The sequence below is a fragment of the Cohnella nanjingensis genome, assembly GCF_014212125.1.
GTDB classification, from domain to species: Bacteria; Bacillota; Bacilli; order Paenibacillales; family Paenibacillaceae; genus Cohnella; species Cohnella nanjingensis.
On the sequence record NZ_JACJVP010000034.1, the window covers coordinates 14,291 to 31,678 of the forward strand.

Annotated in this window: 12 protein-coding genes and 3 tRNA genes; 2 read left to right on the forward strand and 13 right to left on the reverse strand. The window is 59.3% G+C overall.

What is annotated here, in order from left to right; genetic code table 11:
* Window positions 1–122 precede the first annotated feature (122 nt).
* The 13 genes from H7C19_RS21080 to H7C19_RS21140 form a co-directional block, all read right to left on the reverse strand.
* Window positions 123–1,268, reverse strand: coding sequence for a response regulator transcription factor (locus H7C19_RS21080; protein ID WP_185671030.1), 1,146 nt, complete (start codon window positions 1,266–1,268; stop codon window positions 123–125).
* Window positions 1,265–3,091: a sensor histidine kinase gene (locus tag H7C19_RS21085; protein WP_185671031.1), complete on the reverse strand. Its 1,827-nt coding sequence runs from the start codon at window positions 3,089–3,091 to the stop codon at window positions 1,265–1,267. Before H7C19_RS21085 ends, H7C19_RS21080 begins: the two co-directional genes overlap by 4 nt.
* 163 nt (window positions 3,092–3,254) lie before the next feature.
* A tRNA-Leu gene (locus H7C19_RS21090) sits at window positions 3,255–3,337 on the reverse strand.
* Between the two features lie 250 nt (window positions 3,338–3,587).
* A tRNA-Ile gene (locus H7C19_RS21095) sits at window positions 3,588–3,664 on the reverse strand.
* 28 nt (window positions 3,665–3,692) lie between these two features.
* Window positions 3,693–3,769 (reverse strand) — tRNA-Met (locus H7C19_RS21100).
* Window positions 3,770–3,873: 104 nt separating this feature from the next.
* Entirely contained in the window at window positions 3,874–4,056 is a 183-nt protein-coding gene (locus H7C19_RS21105) for a YycC family protein (protein WP_185671032.1), read from the reverse strand.
* Between the two features lie 99 nt (window positions 4,057–4,155).
* Window positions 4,156–4,320 carry a hypothetical protein gene (locus H7C19_RS21110; protein WP_185671033.1) on the reverse strand — a complete coding sequence of 55 codons (165 nt, stop codon included), beginning with the start codon at window positions 4,318–4,320 and terminating at the stop codon, window positions 4,156–4,158.
* Between the two features lie 61 nt (window positions 4,321–4,381).
* The gene (locus tag H7C19_RS21115) at window positions 4,382–5,932 is read right to left on the reverse strand and encodes an ABC transporter substrate-binding protein (protein ID WP_185671034.1); all 1,551 of its coding nucleotides are present in this window, start codon (window positions 5,930–5,932) and stop codon (window positions 4,382–4,384) included.
* 138 nt (window positions 5,933–6,070) lie between these two features.
* Entirely contained in the window at window positions 6,071–7,609 is a 1,539-nt protein-coding gene (locus H7C19_RS21120; RefSeq protein WP_185671035.1) for an ABC transporter substrate-binding protein, read from the reverse strand.
* Window positions 7,606–8,493, reverse strand: coding sequence for an ABC transporter ATP-binding protein (locus H7C19_RS21125; RefSeq protein ID WP_185671036.1), 888 nt, complete (start codon window positions 8,491–8,493; stop codon window positions 7,606–7,608). Before H7C19_RS21125 ends, H7C19_RS21120 begins: the two co-directional genes overlap by 4 nt.
* Window positions 8,494–8,496: 3 nt before the next feature.
* On the reverse strand, window positions 8,497–11,358 hold the full coding sequence (locus H7C19_RS21130) for an ABC transporter permease (protein WP_185671037.1): 2,862 nt from the start codon (window positions 11,356–11,358) through the stop codon (window positions 8,497–8,499).
* A gap of 3 nt (window positions 11,359–11,361) precedes the next feature.
* The gene (locus H7C19_RS21135) at window positions 11,362–12,468 is read right to left on the reverse strand and encodes an efflux RND transporter periplasmic adaptor subunit (protein WP_185671038.1); all 1,107 of its coding nucleotides are present in this window, start codon (window positions 12,466–12,468) and stop codon (window positions 11,362–11,364) included.
* Entirely contained in the window at window positions 12,428–13,120 is a 693-nt protein-coding gene (locus tag H7C19_RS21140) for an ABC transporter ATP-binding protein (protein ID WP_185671039.1), read from the reverse strand. The genes H7C19_RS21135 and H7C19_RS21140 overlap by 41 nt, the downstream gene beginning before the upstream one ends.
* Window positions 13,121–13,632: 512 nt before the next feature.
* Between H7C19_RS21140 and H7C19_RS21145 the strand changes: the two genes are divergently transcribed.
* Together H7C19_RS21145 and nagZ are read left to right on the forward strand one after the other, a co-directional pair.
* Complete coding sequence (locus tag H7C19_RS21145) at window positions 13,633–15,330, forward strand: glutamine--tRNA ligase/YqeY domain fusion protein (RefSeq protein WP_185671040.1); 1,698 nt, start codon at window positions 13,633–13,635, stop codon at window positions 15,328–15,330.
* A 107-nt stretch (window positions 15,331–15,437) separates the two neighbouring features.
* Window positions 15,438–16,781 carry a beta-N-acetylhexosaminidase gene (gene nagZ, locus H7C19_RS21150; RefSeq protein ID WP_246469644.1) on the forward strand — a complete coding sequence of 448 codons (1,344 nt, stop codon included), beginning with the start codon at window positions 15,438–15,440 and terminating at the stop codon, window positions 16,779–16,781.
* Window positions 16,782–17,388 lie beyond the last annotated feature (607 nt).

A 17,388-nucleotide genomic window follows, 5' to 3' on the forward strand; every position in this document is an offset into this window, starting at 1 on the left:
ACAGCGTATGACCGATCGTTTATCTTCCCGGATCGGGATGACGCGCTGATCAAGCCTGGGTACGGCCCATGTAAAGGGGATGTAAAAAGAGGGGTTGTCTTTAACCGGAGATGACTTTTCGTTTATCCGTCCAAATATCGCGAAGGGGAGCTGCCGCGGACTTTCTTGAACATGCGGGTGAAGGAGCTGAGATTCAAATAGCCGAGCTTCTCGGAGATTTCCGTCAGCGTCTTGCCGCTCTTCATCATGACGATGGCGAGCTCCGTCTTCTCGTACAGCACGTACTCCGTGAAGCTCGTCCGGCTGACTTCTTTGAAAAGTCGGCTCAAGTAGCTGCTGTTGATATAAAAGGCGCTCGCGATATCCTGCAGCGAGATTTCCCGGTCCAGGTGCGTCTTGATATATTGCTTGATCAACAGGACGATCTTGGCCTTGTCCTCGCCCGAATGCGTCAACGCGAACAATCCCTCCAGACGGTCCATCTCTTCCTCCAGCAGGGCGACGGTCTCGTCCAGACTCGGCGCCGCATAGATTCGATCGACGAGCCGGTGATGGGCCGCCTGCTTGCCGGCGGCCAACGCTTCGCATGCGGACCAGGCGCGGAAGAGAAATTCAGTCATCGTGTTTTTGACGACGTGGGGATGAAGCAGCGGGGGCCGGGTCAACGCTTCGCGAAGCTCGCCCAGCTTCTGCTTGGCCACGGCGAACTGAAGCGATTCTAGCCGTTCGAAGATGTCCCTCCTCAGCTGCTGCTCCGGCTCGGACAGCATCTCCCGGAGCGGGCCGATCGGCGCTGTCTCCAACGCGTAATACGCGCGCTCCGCCGTCTCCCGCGCGATCGGCGATTCGGCAGCTTCTCCCGACAGCCGGGCTGTCCCGGTCTCGCCGCGCTCCCGCGTCAGATCGAACGAGAGACTTTGCAGCATGCCGCACAATTCGTCCATGTCCAAGGTCGACTTCAGCATAAAATCGTTCACCTGCAGCTGGATCGCTTCCCGCATGTATTTCATGTCCTGATGGCAGGTCAGCACGATAAACCGCGAATCGGGGCGTTGCGTTTTGGCATAGCGAATGAACTGGAGCCCGTTCATCTTGGGGAGCTCGATGTCAACCACCACGATATCGGGCAGGTGAAGCTTGAACAATTCGTAAGCCTCGTCTCCGTCCTGAGCTTCGCATACGAGCTCCATTCCGAGGGTGGACCACGGAATCGCTTTTCGGAGGCCCAACCGGACCAGAATCTCATCTTCGACGATCATCACTTTCATGGCGCTTCTCCTTCTTTCGGTTGAGGTTCGAGCTGATAAGGCAGCGTCATCTTGACGCGCGTATAGGCGTTCGGCCGGCTCTCCACCGTAATGCCGTAGAGCTCGCCGTATTCCAGCTTGAAGCGCTGCTGCAGATTGGACAAGCTCAGGCCGCCCGATGCGCCGGAGGGACGCCGCCTGGGCTGCAGCAGCTGGCCGAGACGATGCGGGTCGATTCCCCGCCCGTTATCCTCCAGCGCGATGACGAGCGACCCTTCCGCGAGCTGCGCCTTGATCCGCACTAGCGGCTCCCCCTGAAATGCCGGAGCGAACCCGTGGACGATCGCATTTTCGAGGATCGGCTGGATCGTGAACTTCGGAACGAGGGCTTGCCGCGCCGGCTCGTCCAGCTCCAGTTCGACCCGAATTTGCTTCATCGATCGGATCTCCTGGAACCGGACGAAGCTCATCGCGTAGGCCGTCTCCTCTTCCAGCGTGCTGTAGCGCACGTCGGTGTTGCGCAGCGTGTAATCCAGCATCTTCGTCAGCGAGAGAATGGCTTCCGCCATCGTCGGATCGCCGTGCAGCACCGCCATGAATCGCAGGGTATTCAGCGAGTTGTGCCAGAAATGCGGGCGCATCTGCTCTTGCAGCCGCTGCAATTCCAGCCTCCTTTTCTCCCCCTCGCCCCGTTTGATCGTATGGAACTGCTCCCGGATCTCGCCGAGAAATTGGAAGATGCCCTCGCTCAGCGTCTCGATCTCGCGAAATCCCTTGTAGGCGTACGGCTCGGGCATGCGGCCTTCCCGATACTGGCGGACCATCCGGGACAGGCGGCGGACGGGCATCGTCACCTTCGCGTACAGAATGCCGAAGAACAACGCGACGAACAAGACGGAGATGCCCATCGTGAGCGCGGTGATCCGCCAGATGCTCACGCTGTCCGCGTGCAGCAGATAAGGCGGGATCAAGGAGACCATTGTCCAAGGCGTCGCGGCGATCTGCTTGTAGATCAGGCGATAGTCGGACCCGGACAGCCGGACGTCCAGCGCGCCTTCGTCCTTGTTCCGGGCTTTGATGGAGCGGTAGACGCCGTCCAGCGCGGCTTCGGCGTCGTCGCCGAAGCTGGGCGGCAGCTGTTCATTGTGGAAGAGAGTCGTCAATTCGCCTGAGAAAATAAAGACGGGGTTGTTCTCGTCGATCTGGGCGCGGTTCAGCATGCGCTCGATCTGCGAACCGTTCAGCTCGATCACGAGCAGGCCGAGCGAACGGTTGTTGCGGGTAATGTTCTTGCTGACGTAGAGGGCGTTCGAGGACGACGGGTCATGGAAGTCGCCGGCGACGTTCCAATGGAGAAAATCGTTGTCCAAGGCAACCCGGTTGCCGAACCAGGGGAAGGCGGACACGGCGGTCGTCAAGTTCCGCTCCTCCGGCGCATTCACGGCGGGATAGGCGTACACTTCTTCGCGGGCGCTGAAAACTTGGATATGGACGGGAAGCCGTAGATGGTAGTATTCCGAGAATTTGCGCAGCTCTCCCTCGACGGCCTGCTTCCGGTCGGCTCCGCCGTCTTCGCGCTCCAGCGCCCCGATCAGGTCCGGATGGTTCGAGAGCGTACGGGCGAAATCGTCGATGTAGTTCAAATAGTTCGACAGGTTGACGGACAGCGAATCGATATTTTCGGCGATCATCTGGGAATACTGCCCTTCGATCGTCTTGGTCGATTGTTTGCCGACGATATAGCCTTGCGAAGAGATCGACATCAGGACCATCAAAGAAACAAGGACGAACATGAGCAGCTTCCAACTCGAGAACGACGAAGCCCAGCCGGATCTCCATTTCATTGCGCAGTCTCCCGTTCATCAGGATGGAGACCTATTATATTCCTCTTTTATTTTCCGAATATTATTTCGTTCCTAGCGGAGTAGCGGAATAGCGGAAACGGCAAAAAAAAAACGCACAGCATCCATTTTCATGGAAGCCGTACGTTGTTCCTATCGCTATGTATGCCGAAGACCGGACTCGAACCGGTACGGGATTGCTCCCGGCAGATTTTAAGTCTGCTGTGTCTGCCATTCCACCACTCCGGCGCATCAAGAACACGCAAAGATACAGCTGGCCAAGCCCCGTCCGTTAGACCAACGAGGTACATAATACCATGGCTGGGATGCCGCGTCAACACAAAAGCCCTTCGCGATCGGCCCGGGCCACGCCCCCCCAAACGTCGGGCTACGCATCGAAGTCCAATCAAAAACGCCTCCGCTCACCATCGTTCGGAGAACGAAAGTGATGGAGGCGGGTCGCGTATCGTCGTGAAGGTGGTTTGATTGAAATCCTCTGTGGTGGGCCCTGAGGGACTCGAACCCCCGACCAATCGGTTATGAGCCGACAGCTCTAACCAACTGAGCTAAGGGCCCTCGTCGTCATGATCCTACGAGGATAATTTGGTTGCGGGGGCAGGATTTGAACCTGCGGCCTTCGGGTTATGAGCCCGACGAGCTACCGGGCTGCTCCACCCCGCGTCGTTTGTATCAAGTCTCCTTCAATGGCGACAAGAATTAATATACTACATAACCGATACTATCGTCAAGAAAAAAAAAGAAAAAAAATAGACGGAGATCGTATTTTATTTGTCCCCGTCCGTCTCCGCCTTCGCTTCTTCCGCTCCGGCCGCGGCATCGGCTTGGGCCATCTCGGCCAGCTTCTGCAGCAGGATGTGCTGCGGCATATGCATCAGGTGCTCGAGCGGCACCTTCAAATGGGCGGCCAGCTTCTGGGCGGTATCCGCCGATAAAGGCATTCTGCGCATCTCCAAACACCTCCCCGTTCAACGACCTTACCACATGCTCAGGCCGGCTGCAAGACGCGCCGCAGCCGGCCTGGATCATGTCCGATGCCTTTATTCGGTTCAGGGGACGTATCGAACGCCGTACTTGCCCTTGCGGGACCGGTAGACCTCGATCTCGCGCGGCATGTCGACGCCGAACAGCCAGCCGTCGTGCTCCATTCGGCGCACGAGGCAGCCCGCTTGGAACTTGCTGTCGTAGAGGCGGGACCAATAAATCCATTTCATCGCGTATCCCTCCGGAACATGGTTGTCCTGGCTATAGGATACGCGTCTGGCCGTCCGCTTATTACCCGCCCGCGGCTGCCCGCACCATGGCCCGCTCGCCGGACATGCCGCCCATGCTCTCCTGGCGCAGCGAATCCATCTCGGCGTTCAGATCCCCGGTCGGATTCAGCTTGATCTTCTGCAGCAGATCGTTGCCCTTCGTCTCCCACTTCGCCAGCGCATCGTCTAACGAGATCTTGCCTTCCGTCGCCTGCTGGAAGTAGATCTGTCCGATCTCCTGAATCATGTTCAGATTCGGCCGCTCTTGATACAGCTTCACGTCCGCATCGCTCCTCGCGTAGGAGCCGGGCTTCACGCTCGTGAAGGCCTCCACGTGATAGTTCTCGCCGTCCTTCGGCTTAATGTATTTCTGGCGGACGCTCAGCTCCGAATTGCTGCGCGCCTTGAACTTCGCCACTTCTTCGCTGTTGTAGTGCTTGATGAATTCCCAAGCGTCCTTCGGATTATGTCCCTTGGCGTTGATGACGAGCAGACTGCCGAGGCCGATGTTGCCGCCTCCCTGCGCTTCCGGATGCGAAGGCAGCGTGACGACGTCCCATTCGAGCTTCTCGGCGCCTTTCATCTTGTCCACGTTTTTGTTGTAGGCGATCAGATCGTTCACGTTATAGTAGCCGCCGATCTCCATCGCGACTTTGCCTTGGAAGAACGGTCGGTTCTGATAAGGATTATAGCGGCCGTCGTTGTTGTTGTTCTGAAAGTCCTCAGGGTGCGGCATGACATGGTCTTTGTACAGATTAAACGGCTTGCTCAAAGCTTTTTTCCATTGCTCCGTGTTGACGGTCATCTTCTCCCCGGCGGCATCGAACATGCGCAGCTTGAGCGGATCGGCGTATTGATATTGGACGTCGTAATAGTTCAGTCCGCCGCCCCAGCTGCTCAGGTTGAAGCCGTATACCGCATCTTTGCCGGTGCCGGACTTCATCGACCGGGCCAGCGTGAAGACGTCGTCCCAGCTCATCCCGTCGGTCGGCGGGTTCACGTTCGCTTTGGCGAACAGCTTCTTGTTGTAGAACAGCGCGGAGCTGTAGAACGTCGGCGACAGCCCGTACAGCTGCCCGTTGCCCTGCTCGCGGATCGCGTCCAGCACGTTCGGCAGGAAGTCCGACAGATCCATCTTGTCTTCTTTGATGTAAGGATCTAGCGGCTTCAGCAGATTGTCTTCCACGAGCTTGCTCAGCGAACCCAGATCGGTGAGGACGACGTCGACCGGGTTGTCGCCCGTCATGATCCCGCGCAGCTTCTCGTTCGGGTCGACCTGCTGGGCCTTTTTCCGCTCCTCTTCCGTCGCGAACTGCATATCCGAGTAGTCGATGGCGTTCACGAACTCGATATCGATATTTTTATGCGTCAGCTCGAACATATCGGTCAAGTCGCGGCGGTAATATTCCTCGCTGTCCTTGCTCCCGTAGGCCATCCCGATCCGCAGCGTGCGCCGCTCGTTCGGATTGTCTTTGCTGCCGAAGCTGCACGCGCTGAGGACCGGCAGGATGGCGATCAGCGCCGCTAACCCCGCGACCCATTTTTTGTAACGAACCTGATTCGGATTATGCAATGAAAAAACGCTCCCCTCAACCTTTTCAATTGGTGCAATTTGGATATGGATATCGGCAAAAAAAGCCGCGCGGATCAGCGCTCTTGAGGACTGACCGCGCGGTGATTGTCTGTGCGTAAGATACGTTAGATGATAACGTTAGCCTCTATACATGATCGGACCGCCGCCGCCATAGACGTCTCCGCCTACGCCGTCGATCGGGCCGTTCGGCTTGAGCTTGATCTTCTGCAGCAGATCGTTGCCCTTTTCCTCGAATTCCTTGAGCGCTTCCTTGACCGTCTTCTGGCCCTGCATGACCTTGTTGAACTCCGTTTGCCCCAGCTGGCCGATCAGGTACAGGTTCTGACGTTCCTGCTCGATCTTGGTCTCGCTCAGCGACTTCTGCGGCGCCGGCTTCAGCTTCGTGAAGGCGTCGAGGTTGTAGGTCATGCCGTCGCGCGGCTTGATGAAGGCTTTGCGGGAAGGCATCTCGTAGCTGCTGCGCGATTTGAACTTCGCCCATTCCTCGCCGTTCATGAACTTGACGAATTCCCAAGCGTCGTCCGGATTCGCCGCTTTGGCGTTGATCGCCGACAGCGTGCTGAGGTTGATGTTGGTGCCGATGCCGGGCGCCTCGTTCGTGAATTGCGGCACCGTCACGACGTCCCACTCGAGCTTCGGCATCTTGAGTTTCTCGTAGTTCTTGTTGAAGGTCTCGATATCGTTCAGCATGTTGTATTGGCCGATCATCATCGCGGATTTGCCCATGAAGAACAATTGGTTCTGGTACGGATTGTAGATGCCTTTGCCGTCGTTGTTCTGCTGGCTGCTGTAGATGGCTTGCATATCTTCCTGCGTCGGCACGACGTGGTTCTTGTACAGGTCGACGATCTTCGTCCAGGCGTTGGCCCATTGATCCGTGTTCACGGTCATCTTCTCGGCCTTGTCGTCGTAGATCTTCATCTTCAACGGCGCTACATAGTTCGTCACGTCGGAGTAAGGATCGCTGCCGCCCCATTGGTTAAACGTGAAGCCGTACGTGCCGTCCTTGCCGCCCTTGCCCGACGCGAGGCGCTTCGCCATGTTGAACACGTCGTCCCAGCTCATGCCGTCGGTAGGCAGCTCTACGCCGGCCTTCTGGAACAGCGTCTTGTTGTAGTAGAGCGCGGAAGGCATGAAGGTCGGCGTCAGCGCATAGAGCTGATTGTCTCCGCCGAGCTCCTTGATCCCGTCGATCACCGTCGGCACGAACGCGGTCGTGTCGATCTTGTCTTCCTTGATCATCGGATCGAGCGGCTTCACGAGATTCTCCTGCACGAGCTGGCTCAGCAGGCTCGGCTGGTCGATGATCATGATGTCGACCGGATTGGCGCCCGTCATGATCGCCTTTACCTTCGCCAGTTGATCGACCGGCTGCTGCTGCTTCTCCGGCTCTTCGAACTGATTCTCCGTGTAGTCGATCGCCGGGACGATCTCGATATCGATGTTGTTGTGCGAGTATTCGAACAGATCGGTGTACTGCTGGCGGAACCAGTATTCGTCCTGCGAGCTGCCGTACATCGTGCCGATGCGGAGCGTGTGGCGGTTGTTCGGATCCTTGTTGTCTCCGCTGCTGCAGGCTGCGAGCAGCGGTACGAGCATACTGAGCGCCATCCCGCCGGCAACGACGCGGCGGATCTTCTTGTTGTGCGGTTTCATGCGGTTTCCCCCTCTAATGGTTTCGGTGCGCGAATGACGATCTTCTCTCCGTCGAACTCCATGCTGGCTTTGTCCCCGATCTCCAACTGCTGCAAGTACTCCTTCGGCACCTGCAGGCGGCCGACCCGGTCGACGACGACGTACGCTTCGTGCACCTCGTCGAGCGCGTCTACGCCGTGGAGCGGAGGCGCGCCGTCGAGATTCGGATTGCGCTTGATGAATTCGGTGCTCGTCAGGCCGTCGCGGATGGCGACGACCCGGTCCACCTTGCCGGCGAGCGACAAGTCGTGGGTGACGATGACGATCGTCACGCCGAGCTCCCGGTTGAACTTGCGGAAGATATCCATGATCATGTCGGATGTCCGCGTATCGACCGAGCCGGTCGGTTCGTCGGCGAGCAGCAGCTGCGGGCGGTTCGAGAGCGAGATCGCGATCGCGACCCGCTGCTGTTCGCCCCCCGACAGCTGCGTGAGCTTGTTGTGCATCCGTTCTTTGAGGCCGACCCATTCGAGCAATTGCTTCGCATAGGCGCGGTCGACTTTGCCGGAGAACATCATCGGCATCTCCACGTTCTCGATCGCCGACAGATACGGGATCAAGTTGCGCGCGTTGTTCTGCCAGATGAAGCCGACCGTCTCGCGTTTGTACTTCACCAAGTCGTCGTCGCTGACCTTGAGCAGATCCCAAGGTCCGACGCGGACTTGCCCGGCGGACGGGCGGTCCAGCCCGCCGAGGATGTTCAGCAGCGTCGACTTGCCGCTGCCGCTGTTGCCGATGATCGCCATCATCTCCCCGGGCTTCACCGACAGGTTCAGCCCTTGCAGGGCGACGACTTCGAGATCGTCGGCTTTGTAGATCTTCACGAGGCCTTCGCATTGAATCATCGTTTAACGCTCCTCTCCCAGCTTGACGGCTTGGTGGACCCGCAAGCGGCGGATGTGGGTGACCAAGATGGCGACGCCGATCGCCATCATGACGCCTACGACGATGTACAGGCGATAGGTATCCGTCGCCTGGAAGATGACCCGGAACGGCGGCACCTGGCCGGCCGTATTGTCCGTCGTCTGCAGGAACGGGAGGAACAGGACGCTCGCGAGCTTCCCGATCCCGATGCCGAGACCGATGGACAGACCGGCCGTGAACACCTGTTCGAGGAGCAGCATGCCGGTCAACTGCTTGCGGGACAGCCCCATCGCCCGCAGAATCCCGATCTGGACGATCCGGCCCGACAGGTTGAAGAACCAGTACAACACGTAACCGGACAGAGAGACGATGATCGAGACCAGGAAGCCGAGGCTTAGAATCCCGAATACGCCGCCGCGGGCCGGATGTTTGCTCTGCGCGACCAGCTCGCTGCGCGCGTCCTGGATCGTCGCGATCTCGACGCCTTTGGCCTGCAAGGCCGGGATGATCGGCGCCGTGAGCGCGCCCGGCTGCATCTTCAGCCAGACGTCGTACGGCATCAGCGGAACCTGGTCGTAGATATAGTCCAGATTGGCGACGATGAACGGGGTCGTATCCGGATACTGCGACGGCCAGTACGGCAGCGTCGCCGCGATGACGAATTCGATCGATTGCTCCTGCAGCACCGCCTTGATCGAATCCCCCGGCTTCAGATTGTACTTCTTGGCGAGATTCGAGGAGACGAGCGCGTAGCCCGGCGACTTGCCCAGGACGGCGAGATACTTGTAGAAGCCGGCCGGGTACAGATCGTCGCGGAACCAGGCGACGCGGGCGAAGTCGACGTTGTCGATGCCGACGATCATGCCCTGCCCGGCCGTGCGTTCCGCCACCGTCAGACTCGTCTTGGCTTGCAGCACGCGCGCCGCTTGCTCGACGCCCGGCAGCGTGCGGAACACTTCGAACGGCGGTTCGTTGAAGATCGTCTTCGACGGCGTCGGCCGTTGGCCTTGGCCGCCGCCACCGCCGCCACCGCCGCCACCGCTACCTCCGCCGGAGCCTCCGCCCGAGCCGGATGGCGCCTTCACTTCGGGACTGCCCTCCCAAGAGGCGGATACGACGACGTCCGCGCCGTGCTTGTAGAGGATCCGCTCTTCGGAGTTGAGCCCGATCGTCCGCGCCGCCGAAGCGTTGTACACCCCGAGGCCTAGCGTCAGGATCAGCAGGATCATCAGCGGATAATACGACTTCGACGAGCGCGACAGCTGCGTCAACGTCAGGTACAGCGGCACCGGCAGGATCGACCGTCCCAGCCAGCCGAACAGCTTCAGCAGCAGCGGGAACAGTCGCAGGAACACGAGTCCCGCCGCGAAGATGCTAATCGCCGGCACGAAGAACAGGAACGGTTGGACGTTCAGCTGGTCGGTCGTCATTCCGGTCTTGAACGAGATCATCTGGCGCTCGTTGAACAGGTACCAGCCGTAGCCGGCCACGCCGACGAGCACGACGTCGAGGAACCAGCGCTGCCAGACCGGAGCGCGGTTGCCCCGTGCGACCTTGCGCTTGTAGTCGACGATCGACGTGCGCGTGAACACCATCGCCGGGATGACCGCCGCCGCGATGGCGACGAGGACGGCGACGGCGCCCGCCAGCACGCTGTCCGTCGAGAAGCCGACCGGGATCGACTTGCGGTTCACGAACTCGAGGAAGCCGCTCGCCGAACCGATGCTCTTCGCCATGAACCAGCCGATGAACGGCCCCGTGAGGAGCGAGACGATGCCGAGCAGCGCCCCCTCCAGGAGAAAGAGCAGGAAGATCTGCCTCGTCCCCGCCCCACGGCTTCGCAGGACCGCGATGTCGGATCGCTGCTTCTCCAGCGATTGCTGCGCGTTCATCGTGATGAAGTAGAAGACCATCGCGATCATCGGCGCGGCCAGCGTGAACAACATCGTCTGCAGCTGGATGCTGTCTCTGCGGAACTGGCTCAGCATCTCCGCGAACGAGATCTCGACGTGCGTATCCTGCAGCCGCTGATTGACTTCGATGTCCGTTCTGCTCAGCGTGTGCGAGAGCGGCGACAGCTGACTCGTCTTGATCTCCCGCAGATCGTACGCGCTGTACCAGCTCGCCGTCTGCAGCGGGATCTTCTTTTCCTTGACCAGGTCTTCCAGCATCGCCGGCTCCGCGATGAACAACGTGTTCATCTGATTCTCGAGCCCTTGGTACCAATACTTGGTCGAATCGGCCTTCGGCTTGAACGAGCCGACGATCTCGACTCTCAGCTGCAGGTCCAGTCCGCCGTAGATCGGGTAGTAGAGAACGTCCCCGACATGCAGATCGTTGCGGTACATCGCTTCTTCCATCATGACGGCTTGGAGCGTGCCGTCGGACGAGGCCCGGTCGGCGTACCATTTGCCGCCGGCTTGGTCCGACTGTTCCTTGAGCCCGCCGAAGGCGGCCAGCGTCATCTTGCGGGTTCGGCTGGCGTCCACCTTGGTCGAGTCCTCCGGCTGCACTTCCGCGCTTCGCAGCGCCAGGCTGCGTTGGTTGGCCTCGGTCGGGAAGCCGATATCCGCCGGCACGTCCTTGGTGATATAATCGTCTACCTTGGCGAATGCTGCGGGATCGGTCTTCCCGTTGCTCGGCTGGTACCGGATCAGGAGCGATCCCGCCGGCATACCTTCGCTGTTCTCCTTCAGGGAACTGGCGACGACCCGCTTCAGCGCCCCGTCCGCGTACATCGGAATGCTGGTCGTGAACGCCACGGCCACCAGCAGCCCCGCGAGCGTGCTCAGGGTGAGCCAGCGGGTGTTCCACATTTTGCGAAATAGAAACCGGATCAGCGCCATCGGTTACCGTCCTACGACTTTCTGCCCCGGCGTCAGCCCTTGCAGCACCTCGGCATCGGTCGACGTCTGCTGGCCGACCTCGATATCCACCTCGCGCTTGCTTCCATCGGCTTCGGCTACTTGCACGTACGTGCGCGCGCCGACCGTACGGAGCGCGGAGAGCGGGATGACCACCGCGTTCTCCTTGCGGTTGACGACGACGGACGCCGTGAGCGGCGTGCCCCGCGTGGCCGACTTCGGCAGATCCTTGACTTCGATCAGCAGGTAGTCGCCGAGATTGGTCACCTTCGGCCCTTGGCCGTTCGGATTGCCGCCGTTGTTGCTGTCGTCCTTGGGCTGCGGCAGCGCTTTGATCGTGCCCTTCACGGTGCCTGCGCTGTTAATGTCGACCTTCGCTTCCATGCCGATCGCGACCTTGGCGAGATCGTCCTTGGACATCTCGGCGGCGACGATCAGACGGCTCGGATCCGCCACGATGCAGATCGGGTCGTACGCCTTGATAGCCGCGCCTTCCTGCACGTTCATCGACACGACCGTCCCGGAGAACGGCGCGGTCAGAACGGCGTCCCCGACGTCCTTCTGCAAGTCGGCGAGCTGCTGACGGGCTTCCTCGAAGGCGATCTGCTTCTGCTCGAAATCGATCGGATCCATCTCGTCCTTCTGCCGCAGCGTTTCCTTCATCTGAAGCTCCTGCTGCCGGAACTGCAACTGCTGGTTACGGATGTTCTTCTTGATATCCTCGACGTCGAGCTCCGCGATCGCCTGTCCGGCTTGCACCTTGTCGCCGGGTTGTATGTATAATTTCTTGAGCCGCTTGCCGTCGAGCGTCTGGGAAGAGAAGTACAGCGTCTTCTCCTGCATCGACAGGATTTTGCCGGATCCCGCTACCGTCGTCTCCAGCGTCTTGGTCGTCACTTCGTACTCCGGCTTCTTCGACACTTCCGGAAGCTGGATGGACGACAAGTCTTCCTCCGCGGGTTCGTTCGGCAGCAGCGAGCAACCGGTTAGCGCCACGGACAGCGTCATCGCCGCGAGCAGTCCGGATGCCTTGCGCGAACGGTTCCTTCCTTTATCCTGCGACGAATACGCCGTCCACCATTTCGTAAACATGGTCCGCAACCTCCATAATCGTGGTATCGTGTGTGGTCATGCAGATCGTGACGTTCTCCGATCGGACGATCTCGCGGAACACCGTCATGACCTGCGCGGCCATCTGCGAGTCGAGCTCGGCCGTCGGTTCGTCGGCGAGCAGCAGGCTTGGCCGGTGGGCGATCGCCTTCGCGATGGCGACGCGCTGCTGTTCCCCGCCAGACAGCTCGAACGGCCGGTGATGCATGCGCTTCGCGAGCCCTACCATGTCCAGGCAGGTCGTGATGCGTTTCTTCCAATCTCCGCGCGGCGTCTTCGCCATGCGCAGAGAGAGTTCGACATTCTCGTAGGCGGACAACAAGGGCAAAAGCGCATAAGCTTGGAAAATAAAGCCGATATCCTTGCGGCGCACCTCCGTGCGCCGGTCGTCGTTCCATTGATGAAACGGCTGTCCGCGGAAATGAATCTCCCCTTTGGTCGGCGTATCGAGACCCCCCATCAAGTTCATCAGCGTCGTTTTGCCGGAGCCGGAACGCCCCTTCAGCATGATGAGTTGATGGGTTTGAAGCTCAAGGTCGATTCCCTTAAGCACCCGCAGCTTCGAGTTGCCGACGTCGAAAGAACGTTCAACGCCGCGAACGCTAAGCAGCGATTGCCGGTCGGCCGCTTCCATTGCCTTTCCTCCCTCTCTCTACCAATTTCTTTTCCATTCATTATAACGATACGCTGCGGCAAAAAGTTACGCCTTTAGCGTTTTTTTATGAGAAATCTTTAATGCGTTCTGTAAGCCCATAAATGCCTTATCGCTCTAGGGCATGCGCCCAATAAGGACGATGAAATAACGCCCGATTATCTTATATCTGCGAGATTTTATGTGATTTATTAGCTCGACAATGTTCGACACAAAATCCCTCGAATAAGAACGCGCGTTTCTCACCCCCCCTCCTTTTTAAGTGAAGATCAGCTTCTTGCGTCTGGCACTGCCGCTGCGTTCGGGGGTTTGTGCACGGGTTACCACTATCATCGGTAAATTCAATCGTTCCGTTTATTGCGCCCCTCATGGGGGTTTTCTTATAACCCATAACCGCCTTATTCGACAATGGGCGATCGGCGCGGGTCCGACTCCGGTTTTTTCGCCAACCACTTTATAAGCGCGGGTAAAATTGTGTATGATGAAGGAATAACATGTACCCGCAGGAAAGGTTGGTCGCATTGGAAAACAAATCGCCATCGTCATCGAACTTTATTAAGAATATCGTGATCGAGGATCTCGAAGCCGGACGGGTTACCGAGGTCGTCACCCGCTTCCCGCCCGAGCCGAACGGCTATCTGCACATCGGCCACGCCAAGTCCATCTGCCTGAACTTCGAGCTTGCGGACGAATTCAACGGACGGACGAACCTGCGATTCGACGATACGAATCCGCTCAAGGAAGACCTCGAGTTCGTCAACGCGATCAAGGAAGACGTGCGCTGGCTGGGCTTCGAGTGGGACGAGCTCCACTACGCCTCCGAGTACTTCGGGCAAATGTACGAATACGCCGTCCGCCTGATCCGCAAAGGCAAGGCGTTCGTCTGCGACCTGACGGCCGACGAAATCCGCGAGCAGCGCGGCACGCTGACCGAGCCGGGACGGAACAGCCCGTACCGCGACCGCTCCGTAGAGGAGAACCTCGACCTGTTCGAGCGGATGCGCAAGGGCGAATTCCCCGACGGCACGAAGACGCTGCGCGCGAAGATCAATATGGCGTCGCCGAACATCAATCTGCGGGATCCCGTCATCTACCGGATCTCTCACGCCGTCCACCATCAGACGGGCGACGCCTGGTGCATCTATCCGATGTACGCCTACGCGCACCCGATCGAGGACGCCATCGAGGGCGTGACCCACTCGATCTGCACGCTCGAGTTCGAAGATCAGCGCCCCTTCTACGACTGGGTGATCGAGGAATGCGAGACGCCGGCCAAGCCGCGCCAATACGAATTCAACCGTCTGAACGTGACCAATACCGTTATGAGCAAGCGCAAGCTGAAGAAGCTCGTCGAGGAGCAGATCGTCGACGGCTGGGACGACCCCCGCATGCCGACGATCTCGGGGATGCGCCGCAAGGGGTATACGCCCGAAGCCATCCGCGCGTTCTGCCGCGACGTCGGCGTCGGCAAAAGCTACGGCGTCGTCGACGAGCGCCAGCTCGAGCACTTCATCCGCGAGGACCTGAAGCTGAAGGCGCTGCGGACGATGGCCGTGCTCCGGCCGCTGAAGGTCGTGATCACCAACTACCCGGAAGGCGAAACGGAGTGGCTCGAAGCGGAGAACAACGCGGAGAACCCGGAGATGGGCAACCGCCAGATCCCGTTCTCCCGCGAGATCTATATCGAGCAGGACGACTTCATGGAGAACCCTCCGAGCAAGTACTTCCGTCTCTTCCCCGGCAACGAAGTGCGTCTCAAGCACGCCTACTTCGTCAAGTGCGAAGAAGTCGTCAAGAATGAAGCAGGCGAAGTCGTCGAGCTGCGGTGCACGTACGATCCCGAGACGAAGAGCGGCTCCGGGTTCACCGGACGCAAGGTGAAGGGCACGATTCACTGGGTCGACGCGTCGAACGCCGTCCCAGCCGAGTTCCGTCTGTACGAGCCGCTCATCGCGGACGAAGCCGAAGACGATGACGAGGGGACGTTCCTGGATCACGTGAACCCGAACTCGCTCGAAACGCTACAAGGCTTCGTCGAGCCCGGCTTGAAGGACGTGACGGGACAAGAAAAGTTCCAGTTTTTCCGCCACGGCTACTTTAACGTCGATCCGAAAGTCAGCGAGCCGGGCCGGCCGGCGTTTAACCGGATCGTCTCGCTCAAAAGCTCGTTCGATCCGACCAGCGCCAAGTAACCTTTTTGTCCGCCGCAACGTCCAATACGATAGCTGAAATCGGCTCCTTCCCTCGGAAACGTTCGGGGGATGGGGCTTTCCTTTTCAAATCGAAAGAGGTGCGCAAGATGAGACATAGCAAGAACCGGTTCAAAATGATATTGCTCGGAACGGCGGCGATCGCCGCCCTGTCGGGATGCGGGGGAACCGGGGGAAGCAGCGGATCGCCCGCGGCAAGTCCGACCGCGCAAGCTCCATCTTCCACAGCGCCCTCCGGGACAATACCGGCCACCCCGTCTCCCGGCTTAACCGAATCTCCGCCACCCGCCTCCTCCCCCACGTCCGGTGAGACAAGCGGCGACCTCATTCGCGACAAGATCGCGGGCATGACGCTCGAGGAGAAAGTCGGCCAGATGATTCTCGTCGGTTTTGAAGGCAAGCAGTCGCTAGATGCCGAGACGCTGCGCATGATCCAGCAGGACCACGTCGGCGGGGTGATCCTCTATGCGCCGAACGTGTCAGACATCAAGGGCACCGTCGCGCTCGTCAACAAGCTAAAGAAGGCGAACACCGCCAACCCGGCCCCGCTTTTCGTGAGCGTCGACCAAGAGGGCGGGAAGGTCAGCCGCACTCCCAAGGACGAGCTCGTCTCCTTCCCGCCGAACGCGACCGTCGGCCGGACGAAAAGCGCAAAACTGGCCGAAGAAATGGGTAGCCTGCTGGCGGAGGAGATTAAGGCGCTCGGGTTTAACGTGGACTTCGCGCCCGTACTCGACATCAACAGCAATCCGAACAACCCCGTCATCGGCAACCGCTCCTTCGGGGCGACCGACGATCTCGTCACCAAGCTGGGGATGGCCGAGATGAAAGGCATGCGCGACGCGGGCATCGTTTCGGTCGTGAAGCATTTCCCCGGTCACGGGGATACCGGCGTGGACTCCCACCTGGATCTGCCGGTGCTGAAGAAGACGACCGAGCAGTTGCGCAAGCTCGAATGGATTCCCTTCGAGGAAGCCGTGAAGCAGAAGGCCGACGCCGTCATGGTGGCGCACATTCTGTTCCCGCTCATCGACCCGAACGCGCCGGCCTCCTTCTCCAAGATCATCATCGGCGACCAGCTGCGCGGCACGCTCGGCTACCAAGGCGTCGTGATCACCGACGACCTGACGATGGGCGCGATCGCCAAGCATTACGACCTCGCGAAGGTCGTCGTCGATACCGTCCGGGCGGGCAGCGACATTCTGCTCGCCGGGCATGGCTACGATACGGAGAAGGCCGTTCGCCAGACGCTCATGAAGGCCGTACAGAACGGCGACTTGACCGAGAAGCGCATCGACGAGAGCGTCTACCGGATTCTTTCGCTGAAGGCGAAGTACGACCTGACCGATAAGGCCGTCCCGGTCCCGAAGGTGAGCGACCTGAATGATCGCATCCGCGCCTGGCGCGAAGCCGTGAACGCCGCCGCGAAGTGATCTAGGCGCGGTACGCCCTGCCGACAAATAAAGAAAAGGAACGATTCGACAGCCGGACGGCAGTCGAATCGTTCCTTTTTTGTTTGTAACCTACCTCGCTTCGGAAGACTTCCTTCGACCGTTATCCCGTTCGCTCAGGGAATACGGTACTACTTCTTCAGCAACGATCCATTTCTCCATTATCCCTTTCGCTCAGGAATAGGACACTACTTACTCCAAACTTTCCATTTCTCTAATATCCCTTTCGCTCAGGAACTACGGTAACCTCCTCAACTTGACCATTATCCCTTTTCGCTCAAGCTCGACGGGGATATCGCGCACACGCCGAATCACAGACATCCTTCTTCCTGAGCGACGGGGATATTGCGCAAACGCCGAATCACGGACATCCTTCTTCCTGAGCGACGGGGATATCGCGCAAACGCCGAATCACGGACATCCTTCTTCCTGAGAGACGGGGATATCGCGCAAACGCCGAATCATATGCACCCTTCTTCCTGAGCGACGGGGATATTGCGCAAACGCCGATTCACGTGCACCCTTCTTCCTGAGCGACGGGGATATTGCGCAAACGCCGAATCACGTGCACCCTTCTTCCTGAGCGACG